General features: G+C 63.0%; 14 protein-coding genes and 2 pseudogenes. 7 read left to right on the top strand and 9 right to left on the bottom strand.

Annotated elements, in window-relative coordinates; translation table 11 throughout:
* Window positions 1–178, top strand: a pseudogene (locus ADT71_RS31155) (IS3 family transposase); the annotation flags it as partial.
* A 250-nt stretch (window positions 179–428) separates the two neighbouring features.
* Here ADT71_RS31155 and ADT71_RS32890 read toward each other — a convergent pair.
* From ADT71_RS32890 to ADT71_RS04615, 4 genes and pseudogenes are all read right to left on the bottom strand, one after another.
* Window positions 429–986: a hypothetical protein gene (locus tag ADT71_RS32890; protein WP_231635589.1), complete on the bottom strand. Its 558-nt coding sequence runs from the start codon at window positions 984–986 to the stop codon at window positions 429–431.
* A 106-nt stretch (window positions 987–1,092) separates the two neighbouring features.
* Window positions 1,093–1,695: pseudogene (locus ADT71_RS32895) on the bottom strand (class III extradiol dioxygenase family protein); the annotation flags it as partial.
* Between the two features lie 47 nt (window positions 1,696–1,742).
* On the bottom strand, window positions 1,743–2,861 hold the full coding sequence (locus ADT71_RS04610) for an aromatic ring-hydroxylating dioxygenase subunit alpha (protein ID WP_054435521.1): 1,119 nt from the start codon (window positions 2,859–2,861) through the stop codon (window positions 1,743–1,745).
* A gap of 23 nt (window positions 2,862–2,884) precedes the next feature.
* On the bottom strand, window positions 2,885–3,856 hold the full coding sequence (locus ADT71_RS04615) for a PDR/VanB family oxidoreductase (protein WP_054435522.1): 972 nt from the start codon (window positions 3,854–3,856) through the stop codon (window positions 2,885–2,887).
* A 148-nt stretch (window positions 3,857–4,004) separates the two neighbouring features.
* Here ADT71_RS04615 and ADT71_RS04620 point away from each other — a divergent pair, with 148 nt between their 5' ends.
* Window positions 4,005–5,213 (top strand): LysR substrate-binding domain-containing protein, encoded by a 1,209-nt coding sequence (locus ADT71_RS04620; protein WP_054435524.1) that lies wholly within the window; start codon window positions 4,005–4,007, stop codon window positions 5,211–5,213.
* A 27-nt stretch (window positions 5,214–5,240) separates the two neighbouring features.
* Here ADT71_RS04620 and ADT71_RS04625 read toward each other — a convergent pair whose 3' ends face one another.
* On the bottom strand, window positions 5,241–6,122 hold the full coding sequence (locus ADT71_RS04625) for a LysR family transcriptional regulator (protein ID WP_054435525.1): 882 nt from the start codon (window positions 6,120–6,122) through the stop codon (window positions 5,241–5,243).
* Window positions 6,123–6,230: 108 nt separating this feature from the next.
* On the opposite strand from ADT71_RS04625, the gene ADT71_RS04630 reads away from it, so the two are divergent.
* Window positions 6,231–7,322 carry a YeiH family protein gene (locus tag ADT71_RS04630; protein ID WP_082370156.1) on the top strand — a complete coding sequence of 364 codons (1,092 nt, stop codon included), beginning with the start codon at window positions 6,231–6,233 and terminating at the stop codon, window positions 7,320–7,322.
* Window positions 7,323–7,398: 76 nt separating this feature from the next.
* Here ADT71_RS04630 and ADT71_RS04635 read toward each other — a convergent pair whose 3' ends face one another.
* The gene (locus ADT71_RS04635; RefSeq protein ID WP_132470137.1) at window positions 7,399–8,481 is read right to left on the bottom strand and encodes a sensor domain-containing diguanylate cyclase; all 1,083 of its coding nucleotides are present in this window, start codon (window positions 8,479–8,481) and stop codon (window positions 7,399–7,401) included.
* 479 nt (window positions 8,482–8,960) lie between these two features.
* On the opposite strand from ADT71_RS04635, the gene ADT71_RS04640 reads away from it, so the two are divergent.
* Genes ADT71_RS04640 through ADT71_RS04650 form a run of 4 tightly spaced genes read left to right on the top strand, consistent with a single transcriptional unit; the run spans window position 8,961 to window position 13,179 of the window.
* Window positions 8,961–10,685, top strand: a complete 1,725-nt coding sequence (locus tag ADT71_RS04640; RefSeq protein ID WP_054435529.1) for an ABC transporter transmembrane domain-containing protein — start codon at window positions 8,961–8,963, stop codon at window positions 10,683–10,685.
* On the top strand, window positions 10,669–10,911 hold the full coding sequence (locus ADT71_RS35440; protein WP_369818166.1) for a hypothetical protein: 243 nt from the start codon (window positions 10,669–10,671) through the stop codon (window positions 10,909–10,911). The genes ADT71_RS04640 and ADT71_RS35440 overlap by 17 nt, the downstream gene beginning before the upstream one ends.
* Window positions 10,908–11,753 carry an efflux RND transporter periplasmic adaptor subunit gene (locus ADT71_RS04645; RefSeq protein ID WP_369818167.1) on the top strand — a complete coding sequence of 282 codons (846 nt, stop codon included), beginning with the start codon at window positions 10,908–10,910 and terminating at the stop codon, window positions 11,751–11,753. The genes ADT71_RS35440 and ADT71_RS04645 overlap by 4 nt, the downstream gene beginning before the upstream one ends.
* Window positions 11,743–13,179, top strand: a complete 1,437-nt coding sequence (locus ADT71_RS04650; RefSeq protein WP_165913363.1) for a TolC family protein — start codon at window positions 11,743–11,745, stop codon at window positions 13,177–13,179. Before ADT71_RS04645 ends, ADT71_RS04650 begins: the two co-directional genes overlap by 11 nt.
* Before the next feature lie 73 nt (window positions 13,180–13,252).
* Here the strand turns inward: ADT71_RS04650 and ADT71_RS04655 are convergent, their stop codons facing one another.
* The 3 genes from ADT71_RS04655 to ADT71_RS04665 all read right to left on the bottom strand — a co-directional run bounded on the left by ADT71_RS04655 (window position 13,253) and on the right by ADT71_RS04665 (window position 17,792).
* Window positions 13,253–14,575 (bottom strand): phosphoesterase, encoded by a 1,323-nt coding sequence (locus ADT71_RS04655; RefSeq protein ID WP_197282917.1) that lies wholly within the window; start codon window positions 14,573–14,575, stop codon window positions 13,253–13,255.
* Between the two features lie 191 nt (window positions 14,576–14,766).
* Entirely contained in the window at window positions 14,767–16,512 is a 1,746-nt protein-coding gene (locus ADT71_RS04660; protein WP_054435533.1) for a TonB-dependent receptor, read from the bottom strand.
* Entirely contained in the window at window positions 16,482–17,792 is a 1,311-nt protein-coding gene (locus ADT71_RS04665; RefSeq protein WP_054435535.1) for a TonB-dependent receptor, read from the bottom strand. The genes ADT71_RS04660 and ADT71_RS04665 overlap by 31 nt, the downstream gene beginning before the upstream one ends.
* Window positions 17,793–17,819: the final 27 nt, after the last annotated feature.

A 17,819-nucleotide genomic window follows, 5' to 3' on the forward strand; every position in this document is an offset into this window, starting at 1 on the left:
CGAGGTCATCTGGCGGCAGCGATCATGGCCAAGCGTTTCGGCCGTGGAAATGGCAACGCTGCGCTGGGTCGATTGGTACAATAATCACCGGCTCTTCGGCCCTATCGGGCACATCCCGCCCGCTGAGGCCGAAGACAATTACTATGCAGCCCTCGAGAACCTCGATATGGCTGCATAGCCAAATGAAAACTGCCTCCTGAAAACCCGGGGCGCTTCAATGCCGGGCGAAGCGAAACTGATCGAGAGCACGTCGAAACCGTCAAGTGCGTTGAGCGCAGTGGCGGTCGCCACTGTGAGGACCTGCCGGTAATGCATGGGCTCACGCGCAATGATCGCGCGGGGATCTTCCATCGTATTCTCCCATTACCGGCGCAGGCCATTCTGCGTGGCCAGCCCGCCGGACTTGTTCTGCCTGGTTGAAAGGTCGGTCAGTTTCCGACCGGGGCGGCGACCGAGTAGGTCACCTGCTGATTTCGGGTTTTCTGGAAGTCTTCCACCGTCTGCCCGCGCATGCCGGCATAGATGTCCAGATTGGAAGCGCCCGAGATCGCCGCCAGCTTCTCCAGAAGGAAGAAGACGACGCCGTAGTGGATCAGGCCCCGCCAATCCCGGCGGCGGATCAGGTCACGCTCCTCATCGGTGATATCCGCAAGGGCCAGTACGCTTTCCTCGTCCGCCTGGAATGCGGCGCGCGTCTCGGCGTCGATGAGGCCATGCAGGAACTTGTTGACCCGCCAACCGCCAGCGCTCCGTTCGAGCGTATAGGGATAGGTTCCCTCCAGCCGGTTCGCGCCCGCAAGCTCGGCATCCATCGCTTGGCGATGTTGCTCTGCTTGGGCCTCGCTCATCGGCGCCGCTTCGTTCTCGTAGATCGCGGTTGCAATCGCGCACATCGAGGGGAGATAGTAGCTCTGGTGAACCTTGCGCACACTCGCCGAAAGCGCGCCGCGCATGATGAGCCACATGATGACCTCGGACCCTTCCATGCCGCCGAGCCTGGCGTAGTCGGCATGGGTGAGGCGCGTCAGTGCAATCGGGTCTTTTTTCCAACAATTCGAGGAATTCCTCATCCCACGGCGTGTTGTTGAACCCGCAGCGTTCGCCATGGACCTGATGCGAAAGACCGCCGGTAGCGACGAGGGCGACCTTTATATCCTCCGGATAGCTCTCGATCGCCCGGCGCAGCGCCTGCCCCAGTTTCCAGCAGCGCAGGGCCGTCGGGATGGGGAACTGGAGCACACCGACCTGCAGCGGCACGATCTTCGCCCGCCATCCCGCCGTATCGTGCGGCAGGAGCACCGAAAGCGGGGAGAAGATGCCATGATCCAGTCCCTTGTCGCGGAACGTGCTCATATCGAACTCGTCGGTCATCAGCGATTGCACGATGTGGCGAGAGAGGCCCGCATGTCCGGCGATGGGCGGCATCGGCCGCGGGCCGCCGCCCTCGTCCGCAACAGCGTAACTGTCATCCACGCCGAGGCAGAACGCCGAATAGTGATCGAAGAAAAACGACGTGATGTGATCGTTGTAGATCATCAGCAGGACGTCGGGCTTGCGGTCTTCGATCCATCGGCCAATCGGCCCATAGGATTCGAAGATCGGCTTCCAGGCCGGATAATCCTGCTTGTTCGCGTCGAGCGCGAAACCGATGGTCGGGGTGTGCGAGGTGGCGATCGCACCGATGATGGTTGCCATGGGAGCTCCGGAATCTCAGAAAAAGTGCATCCGCGTCGCGATTGGGATCAGCGCGCTTCGGCCATCGCCAGACGGTACATGATCCGCCGCGCCATCAGGCCGGGCTTGTCCGGCGCGAAGCTCAGGTCGAACTGCTCCTCGCCGTCGGTACGGACCACCTCGTTGATCCACTGCAGTGCCTCGACATCTTCGGAATAGGCCTGCGTGTGCGCTTCGAGCATGAAGCCATCGATATCCGCATCGCCCGGCAGATAGTCGCGCGAGTTGAACCACCAGTAGTGCATCGAATCGTTCGTCTCGGGCGTGAAGACGTGGGTGATGTTGTAGCGATAGAGCGCCGGCTTGCCCTCATCCGGCTCATGGACGCGGACGCGCGCATAAGCGGTGTGCAAGGCAGGCGAAACGAAGCGCGCCTCGGAGGTGCGGTCAACGCGCTTGTCCATGATCTGTGCAGGCTTGCCGTAGACACCCGGCGGCGAGGAATTGAGCAGTTCGCGCCGGATCACCACCTGGTTGTCCTCGGTAGAAGCGCTCAGCTTCGAGCGCGCATATTCAGGCGTGCCTACCGTGTCGGGATGAAGGAAGGGAAAGTGCGTCTGGTCGATCAGGTTCTCATGCATCGAGACGTAATCGGCATTGATATGGAAATCGCCGGAAACGGTGCCCCATTCGGGATCGCTCAGCCACCAGGTGTCCGGAATCAGCGCCTCGTCGGCAAGATCGGGCGCACCCATCCAGATCCAGGTCAGCGGACCGCGGTCGGCAATCGGAAATGTCCGCACCGCAGCGGTGGCCGGCACGTTGGCGAGCGCGGGCAGCTTGGCGCAGACACCATCGGTCCCGAACTCCATGCCGTGATAGCCGCAGACCAGTTTGTCACCCACCAGCTTGCCTTTCGCAAGCGGGAAGGATCGATGCGGACACCGGTTGCGGAGAGCGACTGGCGCGCCGTCCAGAGTGCGATAAAGCACGACGTCCACGCCCAGCAGCTTGCGCGCAAGCGGGGTGCGTCCGATCTCGGTCGAGCGCGCACAGGCATACCAGCAATTGCGGATGAGCGGGGTTGTATTGTTGGCGAAGGAGCCGGAATCCTGCGGCTCCATGGCCGCAAAAATCTCGTTGTCGGTGCGTTGCCGGGCGGGTGCCTCGGGGTTGGTCGTAGTCATGGATACGTCCTGTTGTCCAAGGATCAGAGATCGAGTTCGAGCACGCGGCCGCGGATGCGCGAGCAGCAGATGGTCATCTGCCCGCCCGCGACGTGCTCCTCGTCGCTGAAGAAATGGTCGCGGTGATCGAGCGCGCCGTCGCAACCGGTCACATCGGCGATGCACAGCCCGCATTCTCCGCGCCGGCAGTCCGCGTAAGTCTCGACACCCGCCGCCTCCAGTGCATCGAGGATGGTGATCCCGGCACCAACCGGCACCCTTGCCCCATTCTTCAATCGGACCTCGAAGCTCTGATCATCGGGCCTGTGCGCCGCGTTGAACACTTCGTATCGAATGCGCGCCGGATCCCAGCAAAGCTCCTCTGCGGCCGACACGAGCGCCTGGATCATTCCCGAAGGACCGCAGACATAGACCTGGGTGCCTTCGGGCTGCGCGGCGAGAAGCGCCTTGAGATCGGGCATCCCGCCCCGCTTGGTTTCGATCACCGCGAGGCGACCGCTGCACAGCGATTCCAGTTCGCCGACATAGGCCATGGCCCCGCGTTCCTGGCCGATGTAAACCGCCGAAAACGTCTCCTGCCGGGAGCCGAGGGAACGTGCCATTGCGAAGATCGGGGTGATCCCGATGCCGCCGGCGATAAGCAGGTGGTTCGGCAGGTTGCGGATCAGGCGAAAGGCATTCAGCGCGCGCGATACGCGCAGCCGCGTTCCGACTTCGAAATTGCCATGGATGAACGCCGATCCGCGCGAGCGGTCCTCGCGCTGGACGGCGATCCGCCAGAACGGTTCGGATGCTGCACCTGCGTCGAGTGCGCCGACCACCGAATAGTGGCGAAGGAACCGGCCCTCGCTGCCGCCAAAGCGCAGTTCCACATGGCTGCCGGCTTCGGCGGGCGGTAACGGGCGGCCATCGGCGGCCCCGATGAGAAACTCCGAGATACGGTCTGTAAGATTTCGCCGCCCCACTATGACGGCGTCCAGGTACTTGTCCTGCATGGCCTCTCCACTGCGCAGCGCCAGATCATTCGGGCTGGCGAACCTGCGCTTTGCTTCGGCACGGACCTACGGAATCGCCCGCGGCCTCGCTTATGCAATTTGCAGAAGCAGACTTGCGAAATAGGTATAATACTGGCAGGTGGGCGCTATGGCCCATGAAACCGAGCCGCTCATCTCGATCAAGCAATTGCGCGCGATCGTGGCCGTCTCGGAACATGCCAGCCTTGTCCGCGCCAGCGAACAACTGGCGATCAGCCAAAGCAGCCTATCACGCCAGATTGCGGACGCCGAGAAAACGCTGGGCCGCAAGCTGTTCCAGCGCGGCTGGAACGGCATGGAGCCGACATCATTCGGGGCCATCATGATTGTCCATGCACGCCGCATGATGACCAGGATCGTACAGGCTAGCCGCGATCTGAATGCGCTTGGCGCCCATGCCGGCGATCTCAGCTACCATCTCAACTGGTTCGTTCTCGATGTCGTCAACGCTGTCCGCCGCACGGGAAGCGCCTCGATGGCCGCCGATTACCTTTCCGTCTCTCAACCAACGATCAGCCGAACGCTGGCTCAAGCCGCCGCTGCAATCGGGCAAGCCCCCTTCATCCGCATCGCCTCGGGCATGGCCCCAACGCCCTGCGTTCCGATACTGGAAACCCTTCGCGGCGAACTGCGCGAGGAAGCCGGTCAGATCATGACGGACCTGGGTGCTCTGGCCGATCAGGTGACGGGACGCGTCGCGATCGGCCTCCTTCCATTTTCGGAGCAGGATGTCGTGGTGGAGGCGTTCTCGGTCCTTATCCGCGAGCATCCCCATTTACGGCTGCAGGCGGTGACCGGAAGCTACACGGCCCTCACCGATGCCCTGCGCCGCGGGGAAATCGATCTCATGCTGGGGCCACTGCGCGGAACGGCAGCACCCGGCGCATTGCGTGAAACCCCGCTTCTCGAGGAACACCTGACGATTATCGCCCGCCCCGGGCATCGGCTGACAGAAGGCCATGCCGAACTCGAAACCCTGATCGGCGAAACCTGGGTTGTCGGTCCGCACGGCACGCCGACCCGGCAGTTCTTCGAGGCGTTCCTGCTCGAGCGCGGCATGACACCGCCAGCCCAGATTTGCGAAATGGTGACTTTCCCCCTCGCCGAAAAACTTGTCCTGGAAAGCGATGCGGTCGGACTTCTGACATACTCTTCCCGGCAGAAGCTATCGCTACACGAGCGGCTCGGAACCGTGTCGTCCGATTTCCCCGAAGCGGTGCGCAAGATCGGGATCACCTGGCCCGCCGGACATTCCCTCTCCCTGCCGCAGGACCTCTTCCTGCAGGTGCTGCAGCGATGCCTGCCGCCCGAAAGCTGAAGCCGCCGGTGTCAAGGGCGGGAACGGTCAGCCTCGGCGCCGCGATTCGATCATTTGTAGCAATGCATCTGCGGGTTTCGTCCGATACCGCTCCTTGTGTCTGAGGCCGTAAAATGGCCTTGGCCGAAACTCTATCCCTGCCTTGTACAGCGTACCGGCGGCTATAGCCGGCGCGACAACCAGCGAGGACAGAACGGCGACGCCCGCGCCTGCCTCCACGGCGGTGCGGACACTCTCGTTGGAGGGCAGCACGAGTGCCATGTCGAGCGATGCCGGATCGATGCCAAGATCGCGCAGATGGCTGTCGAGGGTGGAGCGCGTGCCGGACCCTTTTTCACGCATCACCCAGCGAGCCTTTCGAAGCCAATCCGCGTCGATCGGTTCGGTCGTGAACGGCCGAGACTGGACGAGCACCAGCCGATCCTCGCCGATGGGCCAGTGGGCGACAGCCGGATGATCGATTTCGCCTTCGACGAAGCCGAGATCGGCATTGCCGTCATGGACATGAACCGCCGCCTGCTGGGTGTTGCTGATCGTCAACTCCACACCGAGTGCCGGGTACCGCTGCTGGAACACCGCCAATAAGGGCGGAAGCCAATAATTGGCGATGGTCTGGCTGGCGACGACACGCAGCGATCCTCTCTTGAGACCGCCCAATTCCTCCAAAACCGTCTCAGCAGCGGTCGCTCGCGCGAGTACGCTGCGGGCTTCGGCCAGGAACAGACGCCCGGCTTCGGTCAGCGTGATGCCACGCCCGACACGATGGAACAGCTTGATCGCGTGACGCTCCTCTAGCGCCGCAATCGCCGCCGAAGCTGCCGACTGGGTAACGTTGAGCGCGCGGGCCGCAGCAGTCATGTGCTCACGCTCGGCCACGCCGACGAAGATGCGAAGCTGCTCCAGAGTCATAAACGACGCATACCACAATCAATATGATTTAACGATCGGAATGATAAAAAGTCCGGGTTGGATTGATTGATCGATCGGCCGTAGCTGGATCTGCGAAAGGAGATCGCAATGGCTGTTTTCGCTCATGATCGCCAGGCCCTGTCCCACTTGCCCCTCATTCAGCGCCCCACCGTACTGCCGGGTGCCATGCTCTGCCTGGCCGTAACGGCAGCCGCTTATGCACTGGAGGCTGCCGAGCGGGCAGTTACAGGCAAGGCGTGGCTGGAGGCGCTCGTACTCGCGATCCTTGTCGGCACGGCCGTGCGGAGCTTGTGGAACCCCAGCGATAAGTGGCATTCCGGGGTCGCGTTCAGTGCCAGATATCCACTCGAAGTTGCAGTGGTCCTGCTTGGTGGGTCGGTAAGCGCCACGATGATTTTGTCTGCCGGCGCCGGCCTCCTTTTCGGCATTATCGGGGTGGTGGTCGCCGCTATCCTCCTGAGCTTCGGAATTGGTCGCCTGCTCGGCTTGCCGCCTCGAATGGCGCTGCTGGTTGCGTGCGGGAACTCGATATGCGGCAATTCCGCCATAGCGGCTGTAGCGCCGGTGATCGACGCGAACGGCGACGACGTCGCCGCGTCGATCGCCTTCACCGCCGTTCTGGGCGTGATCGTGGTGCTCGGCCTGCCGCTGATCGGTATCGGACTCGAAATGAGCGGGCTCGCTTTCGGCGCATTCGTCGGGCTGACCGTTTACGCTGTCCCGCAAGTGATCGCGGCCGCTTCGCCGCTGGGCGCGATCGCCGTCCAGATGGGCACCTTGGTCAAGCTGGTGCGAGTGCTGATGCTCGGACCGGTTTGCCTCGCCCTTTCCTTTGTCGCGCCAAAGCTCCCTCCCCGGACAGATCGAAATGGCGAGCAAGCCGCCGCTGGCACCAAGACGAAGCAACCGGGAATTGCCCATCTCGTACCGTGGTTCATCATCGGCTTCCTGGGCTTGGTTGCGTGCCGTTCGTTCGGTTTGGTGCCGATCGGTATGGTCGCACCGATGGGCCAGATCGCCACGCTGTTGACGGTGGTATCGATGGCAGCCCTGGGCCTCAGCGTGGATGTGTTGAGCGTAGCGAGAGCCGGGGGGCGCCTTACAGCGGCCGTGGTACTCTCGCTTCTTGGCTTGGGCGCTATCAGCCTCACGCTTCTGTTCGTGCTGCATATCGCGTGACGAGTTTACGACGGCGTAATCCGCAAGCAAAGCCCATCGCAGCCTCGCCGATGCTGCGCCCTCGGACCGCGCGACACTATTGGTGAAATATGATCCGGTTTCGGCCGGTTTCCTTGGCCCGGTACATCACCCTGTCGACCAGAGACAATAACTGCTCCTGATCCTCCACTCCGCCCTGCACCAGCAGAGCCCCGACGCTTGCCGTGACGTTGATATTGAGATCCGCCTCAGGAATATAGATGGACTCTATGGCCTTGGTGAAACGGGCAAGCAGCGCCAGCATTTTCGGCTTGCTCATGCCCGTTATCGCCACGCAGAATTCCTCGCCCCCCATGCGCGCAATCAAATCGCGCTCGCCGCAGTTACTTGTCAGCGCATCCCTGACATGAATGAGCACCCGGTCTCCCGCCGCATGCCCGTGACGGTCGTTAATCGCTTTGAAATGATCGAGATCGATCATGGCAATGCCGAGTGGAGCCATCTCCCCGCTGCCGTCCTCATGCCGGTTTGCACACAGGGCCGCGAACTCTTGAGCAAAGGCGCGGCGATTCAGGGCACCCGTCAATGGATCGATATCTGCCAGTGTCTGCATTTCCATAATCTGGTGATGAATGCGCAGAGATGTGGCGACCCAATGCGCCATCCCCTGCAATCGCATCATGTCTTCCACGTCCTGCGCATATGTCTGGCAGTGGCCGATGTTGATCGTGCCGAAGCAGCGCGATCCGCTAAGCAAGGGCACATCGAGGCATGATTTCAAACCCTTGTCGCTCAGGATCTTGCAGTCCCAATCGTCCGACAAGGAGAGATCCGGGCAGATTTCAGCCTTCCCCTGGGCAAAGACCCGCCCGACCATGGTACCGGAAACAGGGACGGGCATATCAATGGGAATAGCGTCATTGCCTTCCATAGCGACCAGGCGAAGATGGTCTGCATCCGCGCCCGGCAGTGCGATCGTGACGCGGTCGGCCCGAAAAATTACGCGTGACCAGCGCGCTATCACGTTCATGAGATCGTCTATGCCCTGAGAGGCGGACAATTCCTCGATGAAACTGACGGGAAGCTCAATGGACAGGCCGTCGTAAGACGCCTCATCCGCTGGGCTTTCAAGATCGTCATGGAGCGAGTCACTCTGGTGCCGATCAATGTGTCTGGGCATCAAAAGCTTCTCCCGCAAACCAGTGCCTTGTCGCCTCCACCATATCTTCGAATGGCAAACACATCATGCAATGTTGATAAAATGGCATATTTCACTTTGAAAAACACCAGTCCGAGCATTTAAAATTACATCTCCCCTGTTGGGATATCTTTCTCCGACAGTGGGACGGTCAGCGCCGGACCGAGCAACGACAGCACAGGGCAGCCAGAGCTGGCGCCGATCCCCGCCAGCGGCAGGTTCGGAACGGATTTCCAGGAAATTTCTTCCGAAAGCCCCCCTCTTTTCGCGATGAACAAAATCGCTTGCGCAACCAAATGTAACTTTCAGTCCATCCAATTTTACGTCGCCGTCTGTAGAGGCGCCCCCGCCGCGCTATCTCACGACGCGCCGGGTAGTCCTAGGGCGCGGGTTCAGACCCGCAGCTCCGGACCATCCTGCGCCCTTAGCGACGTGACGGGCGCGAAAAGGGATTTTCACAGATGGCAGGCCATTCTCCCCAGCGGATCGACTGGGGCACATTCCTGGGTTGGGCGCGGGGCGTGCTGGCGCCAGACCGCGCCTTCATGACGATGGCGATGATCTACGGCGCCGCGATCGGCCTGCTGTCGCTGGCGACGCCGATCTCCGTGCAGATGCTGATCAACTCGGTGGCCAATACGGCGCTGCCGGTGCCGCTGTTCACGCTGGCCGCCGTGCTGTTCGGCCTGCTGGCGCTGTGGTCGCTGCTCGGCGCGCTGCGCACTTACGTGATGGAAATTTTCCGTCGCCGCCTCTTCGCGCGTTCAGTGGCCGAGATCACTCTGCAGGCGGTCCATGCCCAGAACCCGTTCTTCCAGGACGAGCGCCGCAGCGACCTGTTCAACCGCTTCTTCGAAGTGGCCACTGTCCAGAAAGCGGTCCCCTCCCTGCTGATCGGCGGCTTCACGATCTTCTTTCAGGCGATGATCGGCTTCATCGTCACTTCGTTTTACCACCCGGTATTCCTGGCCTTCAACCTGCTCTTCGTGCTGGCGGTCTGGGTCATCTGGAAGATCTGGGCGCGCAGCGCGATGGAAAGCGGCGTGGCGCTGAGCCACCGCAAGTACGAGACCGCGCATTGGCTGGAAAGTGTGGGCGCCTCCAACGGCTTCTACAAGTCAAGCCGTCATCTCGACTATGCGATGGACATGTCGGAGATGCGCACGGCGGCCTATGTCGATGCGCACCGCGAGCATTTTCGCGCGACCTTCCCGCAGAGCGTGGCGCTGCTGCTGCTCTATGCGCTGGCCAGCGCGGCGCTGCTGGCGCTGGGCGGCTGGCTGGTCATTCGCGGCCAGCTCTCGATCGGCCAGCTGGTCGCGGCGGAGCTGATCCTGTCGAGCGTGTTCTACGGCGCCGCGCAGCTCGGGCCATATCTAGATACCTTCTACGACCTGGTTGCGGCGGTCGAGGAACTCTCGCTGTTCCATGCCATTCCGGTCGAGGACATGGCTCCGCGCGGGGAGGGCGATGCGCGGCCGCGCGACGGCGGCCTGTCGCTGCGCCGGGTGGCGATCGCAGCCGGGGGCGACCGCGCCCGCTTCGATCTCGACATTCCCTCGGGCACCCATGCGGTGGCGGCAAGCGATCCGGGGATCGACCGGCTGCTCAGCCGGATGCTCAAGCGCCATTACCGCCCCGACGAGGGCCTCGTCACCCTGGGCGGTGCCGATATCGCCGCCCTCAACATCTACCGTCTGCGCAGCGACGTGATCGTGCTCGACCGCACGGACATCGTCGAGAGCACCATCCGCGACTACTTGCGCCTCGCCAATCCGCAGGCCGACCCGGCGCGCGTGCTGGACGTGCTGGATCTCGTGGGGCTGGGCGACCGGATCGTCAGCCTCGACGGCGGTATGGACTGCCTGCTGTCTTCCAGCGGCTGGCCGCTGACGCGCGCCGAGACCATGCGCCTCAAGCTGGCAGGCGCCCTGCTGGCCCGCCCGCGGGTACTCATTCTCTCGGGCCTGTTTGACATGGTGCCGGTGGAGGAACTGCGCCCCGCGCTGCGCCAGCTCGACGACCGCGAGACGACGATCATCGTCTTCACCTGCCGCCCCGATGCTTTCGAGTTCGACCACATGCTCTGGCTTGGACGGGATTCCCAATTGCTGACACAGGACCGCGCAGCTTTCGCCGCCGCCCGTAACTCCGCGAAAGGAGGTTTCCATGCCCTTCCGCGATGACCATATCGTCCATTTCAAGACCCTCCAGGGCCTGCGTCCGCCGCGTCCCGCGCGCGTGCTTGCCTGGATACTGCTGATCGCGATGGCCATTGTCGTCGCCTTCCTGCTGCTGGTGCCCTGGCAGCAGACGTCGAACGGCAACGGCTCGGTCATCGCGCTCGACCCGCGCGACCGCGTGCAGAACATCACCGCGCTCGTCCCCGGCCGGTCGAGGAATGGTATGTGACAGACGGCGAACTGGTGAAGAAGGGCGACCGTATCGCCCGCATCGCCGACAACGATCCCAACCTGATCGCGCGCCTCCAGGCCGAGCGCGCGCAAGTCGATGCCGAGATCGCCGCAACCCGCCAGGCGATGGGCGTCGCCCAGCGCGACGTCGGGCGCATGCAGCAGCTCTACGGCGAAGGTCTGGCGCCGCGCCGCGACCTCGAACTCGCGCAGATCAAGGTGGCCGACTACGGCGCCAAGGTCGCCAAGAGCCTGGCCGACCGCAACCGGCTGGACATCAACATCAACCGCCAGTCGGTTCAGATGGTCCATGCCCCGCGCGACGGGCGTATCCTGCGCATCCTTGGCGGCGACAATGCCACGATGGTCAAGGAAGGCGATGTGATCGCCACCTTCGCACCCGAACAGGCGGTGCGCGTGGTGGAGCTCTACGTCGATGGGCGCGACGTGCCTCTGATCCATCCGGGCCGCCCGGTGCGGATGGAGTTCGAGGGCTGGCCCGCGATCCAGTTCAGCGGCTGGCCCTCGGTAGCGGTCGGCATGTTCGACGGGCAGGTGCGGGCCATAGACGTTTCCGCTTCGGCCAACGGACTGTTTCGCGTGCTGGTGGAGCAGAAGCCCGGCGCGCGGCCATGGCCGAAGGAGCCGTTCGTGCGCCTAGGCGCGAAAGTACGCGGCTGGGTGATGATGGATACCGTGTCGAGCGGCTATGAACTCTGGCGCCTGCTCAACGACTTCCCGCTGCAATATCCCGTGAGCGCCCTCGAAGCGGGCACTTATGCAGGCAGCGTCAGCGGAAACGGCGGCTCGGCGGAAAAGGAAGGCGGCAATGCCAAGTAAGCGCCTTTCCCTGTGGTCGCTGGCTGCTGGTCTCTGCGCACTTGCTGCGCCGGGGGTAGCCCAGCAAATCGCGCCCTTGCCCCGGCCTGCGCCGCTCGATGCGCCGGTGCTGCAACTGGACGACCTGCTCGCCAACTCCGCCCGACAATCGCCGCAGATCATCGAGGCGCTGGCCCGCACCCGCGCTGCCGATGCCAAACGGCTGACCGCGGAAGGTGCGTTCGATACGGTCTTCTCCGCCGAGGGCGGATCGCGGCTGGTCGGTTATTACGGCGGCACTTATGCGGATGCGAAACTGGCGCGTCCGCTGGAGAACTGGGGCGGCCAGATCTATGGCGGCTACCGCGCATCCAGCGGCCGGTTCCCGATCTACGAGGACAAGAACTACACCAACGAGTTCGGCGAGATCCGCGCTGGTGCGGTGTTCTCCCTGCTGCGCGACCGGATGATCGACGATCGCCGCTTCGGCCGGGTGACGACGGATGCCGATCGCGCAGTGGCCGATGCCGAGCGGCAGATGGTGGCCATCGGCGTACAGCGCAAGGCGCTCGACGCTTACCTGAACTGGGTGGCGAGCGGCGAGCGGCTCAAGGTCTATCGTCATCTCCTCGATCTTGCGCAGGAACGCCAGCGAGGCCTCGATCGTGCCTATAGGGCCGGGCTGCGCCCGCGCATCGTCCTGACCGAGAACGACCAGATGGTGCTGCGCCGTCAGACCATGGTCGTCCAGTCCGAGCAGGCCATGGCCGCCGCCGCCAATGCCCTCTCGCTCTACTGGCGCGACAGCGAGGGCAATCCCACGATCCCACGCCGCGAACAGTTGCCCGCCTCCCTGCCGGATCCGGTCGTCACGGCCATACCGCACGATCTGCAGCGGCCGGACCTGCTGGTCGCCGAACTGAAGACCCGGCTGGTGCAGGATCGTCTCGCGCTCGACCGCAATGCCCTGCTGCCGCGCCTCGACCTCAACATGGAAGTGGCGCGCGACATCGGCGATATCGGTCCCGGCGGCGCCTCGCGCAGCGGCAACGACGTGCGTTTCGGTATCAAGTTCTCGGTCCCGCTCGAACAGCGTACGGCGCGCGGCAAGCTGATGCAGACGCAGGCGGAACTCGATGCCAACCAGACCCGCGCGCGCTGGCTGGACGAGCAGATCCGCGCCGAAGTGGACGGCATCGCCATCGCCTTCGATGCCGCGACGCAGCTTATCGCCCTGTCGCAGCAGGAGAAGCAGCGAGCGGATACTATGGCGGTGGCGGAGCGGCGCCGCTTCGAGATGGGCGCCAGCGACCTGTTCCTCGTCAACACGCGCGAGGAAGCGGCGGCCAGCGTTGCCCTGAACCTGCTAGACGGCCATCTCAAACGCCTCGCATCGAGCGCCGACTTGGCGGCCTCGTCCGGCAATGCCGCAGCATTGGGGCTTTAGAGGTTTGAACGCGCTTTTCAGTTGAGGTCCACACGTTCAACCGGACGAGGTGAAAACTACGGTATTGCGCGATTCAGTTCTGGGCAAAGTAGATCGGGTTGGAATAGAACCAGAGATCACGCCAGGGATCTTCTCCGACGAAGTCAGGCTCGGGTTCGCCCTGCGGCGTGTTGGTGCCGCGAATTCGCAGATAGGTTATTCCCTCCAAGACCTTCATTCGATGCGATACGATCAGACTATCGCCGTCGGCCCGAAAATCGCGCGACGTAAAGCGCTTCACGAGCCGAGTGCTGCGGTTGCGATCTCCCTCGACGCCGGAAGCGCCGCCCGCGATCAGATCGACATGATCGACCTTGGGAACTTGCCCGGTGGCATGATGGGGGGGCGCGGGGCGGAATCGAATAGTGATGGTGAGTTCATCACCTTTGTGTACCATCAGGGTTTCCCCCATGGCCGCCGCCCGTGACGGCCTCGGTCCAACCGCCGCCGTCACATCCAGTCGGTCCACCAAATTGCCGGTGGTTACGAAGACGCGCCCGTTGCGCAGTCCATCGAGTATGTCTGGGGCGTTCCGCTCGGCGAAGACCCAGGTCCTGGAATATTCCCCCGGCCAGAAGTCCGCGCCGCCTTCCCGCCAATGCCCGTGCGAATCCGAGTTGGCGGTAATGGTCCAGTGCATACCCGTCCCCAGTAGTGCATCCCATGCTCCTCCCAGCCGGGCGACCATCTGATCGAAACCACCCATGGTCGGGAAGCCGCCGTACAGACCACGCGAGCCATGCGCCTTGTCCGCGCCCGCTTCCGGTCTGGCAGCCTGATGCCCCGGTGCACCTTCCATGCCGATCACGACATTCGGAGCGGCGTTCTGCCAAGCAAGGTACTCGGCAGGCGTATGCAGGCCCCATTCGCCATGGCCTGTCGCTGTTCGCGATGGATGATTGCCGATCAGCACCGGCGGATGCTGAAGACCGGCCATGTATCGCAGCGCTGCGATCATCTGAGGCTTGGTGTTGCGGGTCGGATCGGCCGGAAACGCCTCGCGCTTGCCGAAGCGGGATTCGATATCGCGCAGCATCGCGCGCTCGGCGGCATCGGTCGGCAGGATCAGGCTGGCATGCTCTCCGCCCGGAACGTCGAATTCCATGCCGTAGAACAGGACCAAGTCCAGCACCGCCTTGCGTGCCGCCGCGACATCCGGCCAGGCACGGTCATGATTGAGCGCGGAATGCCCGGGCCCGCCGTGATCCGTCGCGACCATCCAGTCCAGCCCGAAGCGACGCGCCATCTGAATGTTCTGCAGGATCGTGTGGGAAGAATCGCCGCCGATGACGGGCTCCGGCACGCGCTCGGGATGTTCGGGATCCGCTTCATAGCGGGCGCTGTAGATGCTGTGCACATGATGATCACCGGCTAGCCAGCGTCTTTGAGCCGCCTCTTCGGCACAGGCCGGCATGACATTTACCATGGTGATAGCCGGGGCGAGAAGCCATCCTGAACGCATCATCGATCGCATAGGCCTTCAATGGGAATACGGGGGACCGGTTCGAAACTCCGGCACGGTCCCCGCAATTCGTGGGGGCAGCAGGATCAGAACTTGGCGCGAACGCCGAAATTCACCGTCCGGCCGAACGTATGGATCTCGCTGACTTCGCTCTTGCTTCCGGCGAAGGAGACCTGCCGTTCGTCGAGGACGTTCACGGCCTGCATGAACATTTCAATGTTCGGTCTGATCTTGTAGCTGGCGCCAAGGTCGACGATGCCAAAACCCTTCTGGTAATATGCCACGACATCCTCGGGGCTGGGCAGCGAGGTCACATTGGCACCGGAATCGGTCATGTAGTTGCTGCGATACGTGTAGCTGAGGTTGATCTCGAACGGCCCGGTCTCGAAGAAGGGCGTGATCGAGTAGCTGACGTCCGACACACCCTGGATTCCGGCCGACTGGATGCCGACGCCCGTAGTGTTCAACTCCAGCTTGGATGTCGCGAAGGTCGCTGTTGCAGTGACGCCGAGGCCGAAAGGCAGCTTGTTGGTATAGCCGAACTCGACGCCCGAGATCGCCGCGTCGCCCACGTTGGTCGGGGTGGCCACCAGAATATCCACCGGCAGCGTGGAGCCGTCGTTGACGGCGAAAGCCAGCGTGCGCGTCTCGAAGTCCGATGCGATATAGTTGCTGATGTCCTTGTGGAAGGCGGCCACCGTGAACGCGCCGAACTTGTCGAAGTACCATTCGAACGATGCGTCAAAATTCCACGAGGTGTAGGGGCGCAGGTTGGGGTTGCCGCCCGACGCCTGCAAATTGAGCGTCGGATCATCCAGCGCAGCCGCACCCTGGTTGTAGATGCTCGTCACGGTAACACTGTTCGTATTGATCGAATTACGCAGTTCCGAGAGCGACGGGCGCGTCATCGTGCGCGCCACGCCCAGACGCAATTGCACATTGTCCGAGAACTTGAACATCGCATTGGCGCTGGGCAGGAACTCGCCATAAGTGGCGCGCGTGGTCGTGGGCAGGACTTCGGTGGTCACGCCGCCCGAACCGTTCGGGACGGGCGCTATGGCGGTGCCGCGCACTTCGGTTTCGGTACGCACGTAACGCAGGCCGAAATTGCCGGAGACCGGCACATCACCTACATCGGATTGGAAATCGATGCGGCCGTACAGCGCTTGGATCTTCTCGCCGATGCGGTAGGAGTTCTGAAGGTCGGCGGCTGTAGGCTCCAGATCAGATGCATTGGGGCTGACACCGTCATACTCGCTACCGAGCGTGTAGGCCTGGTTGAACAGCGCCCAGTCCACGTTGGTCCAGGCCTGCCGGTTCACAATCGACTGGTCGAAGGCATTACCTGGCACCGGATATTGCAGGAAGGCGTCGGTAAGTGTGAACCCGTCGCGCAGGCTCGCACTGTTGCGATCGCGGCGCTGATAGTCGCGGTAACGGTCCGAGATTTGCCCGCCGAAACGCAGCCTCGACAGGCGGATGCCCCCGACATCGAAATTCATCTCGCGCGAGACGTTGAGAATGAAGCTCTTGTCCTCGTCGATCGAATTGATCGGGCGGACTGCGAAGCTCTCGAACGGCATGAGCGAGGGATCGGTCAGGTCGAGATCGGTATAGAGTGAGGTGACACGGCCTTTGTTCAGGACATCGCCGCTGAAATCGAACGTGAGATTGCCGCCCCGTCCGCTGGCCGTGCGGTACTGCACGCGTTGGATCGGCGTATCGAGGTCACTGCTGGCGCGGGCATAGCTGACGCGCGGCTCGATATGCCAGTCGCCGAGGTCCAGCTTGATCGTGGTGTTCAGTTGGAGGTTCTGGTGCGACTGGTCCATGTATTCGCTGTAGTTGCGACGCGCGCGCCGCGGATCGTGCCTGCAACAAGTCTGCCGTCCTCGACCACCGCGGTAGACAGGTCGAGCCGCGAAAGCTGGCTCGGGATGTAATACGTAAGGCGGCGCTCGGTCGTCTCGTTGTTGAACTGCGAGAACAGGCCGTCGACGTCGATCTCGAAACTAGGGGACGGGCGCCACTGCAGGCCGACGACGGCGCTGATGCGTTCGCGATCCTCGGTCTCCAGATAGGGCTGCGCATCGCCGGGGACCCGCAGCGTTCCGAGGCCTTCCACTTCGGCATCCTGCCATCCCATGCGCAGGCGATCGAACTGGATCTTGCGACGTGAATAGGACAGGCCCGCCAGAACGCCGAAGGTCTTGTCCTCATTGCGCCAGCCGGCAGAGATCGTGCCATTCGGATTTACCGTGTCGGTACGTTCCTCATAGCCTGCATAGGCATTGGCGGCGACGAAAGATGTGCGGTCAAGCGGCTTGATGAGACGAATGTCGACGGTCGAACCGATGCCGCTCTCGACCAGATCGGCCGTGGGCGACTTGGTAACGACGACGCTGTCGATCAGCGTGGCCGGCAGCACCTGAAGGCGGAACTGGCGGCCGGACTGGCCAGAGTTGCGGATGTTCTCATTGTAGGCGAGCGGCATGCCGTCGAACGTCACCGCCTGGAAGTTCGGCCCCAGACCGCGCACGCTGATGAACTGGCCTTCGCCGGCTTCGCGCACGATGGTGACGCCGGGCACGCGCTGCAGCGCCTCGGCCACGTTGAACGCCGGCAGCTTGCCGATATCGGCGGCGACGACCGCATCCGCGATCGAGTCCGCGTTGCGCTTCACGCCGAGCGAGCGCTCGACACCGTCCGAAAACGGCGCGGTTACGACGATTTCACTGGCCGGGGCCGGTTCGCCGTTCGCGATTTCGGGCGTTTGTGCGGCCGCCGCCGTAAGAGGGCGGACGATGAGCGCGCCGGAGCCGTCGCGCACGACGGTGAGCGACGTACCCGCGATCAGACGGCGAACGGCCGTCTCCGCATCGAACTCACCGGAAACGGGAGGTGCGTTCAGACGCGCCACCGCGTCGCGAGTGAACAGGATATCCTCTCCGCTCTGCCGCGCAAGCTGCTCCAGCGCCTGGTCCATCGGCTGAGCAGCAATCGCGATGCGCGCCTGGCGCGCCTGAGCATGTACAGAAGTCGCCAGAGATGCGCTTGAAAGAGCCAGCGCAAGCGCCGCCGATCGGCAAAGCTGCCGTTTGAAAGAAGTCATGTCCGATACCCCGTCCGGGCGCCCATC

Origin of the sequence: Novosphingobium sp. ST904 (assembly GCF_001298105.1) — a bacterium.
GTDB lineage: Bacteria > Pseudomonadota > Alphaproteobacteria > Sphingomonadales > Sphingomonadaceae > Novosphingobium.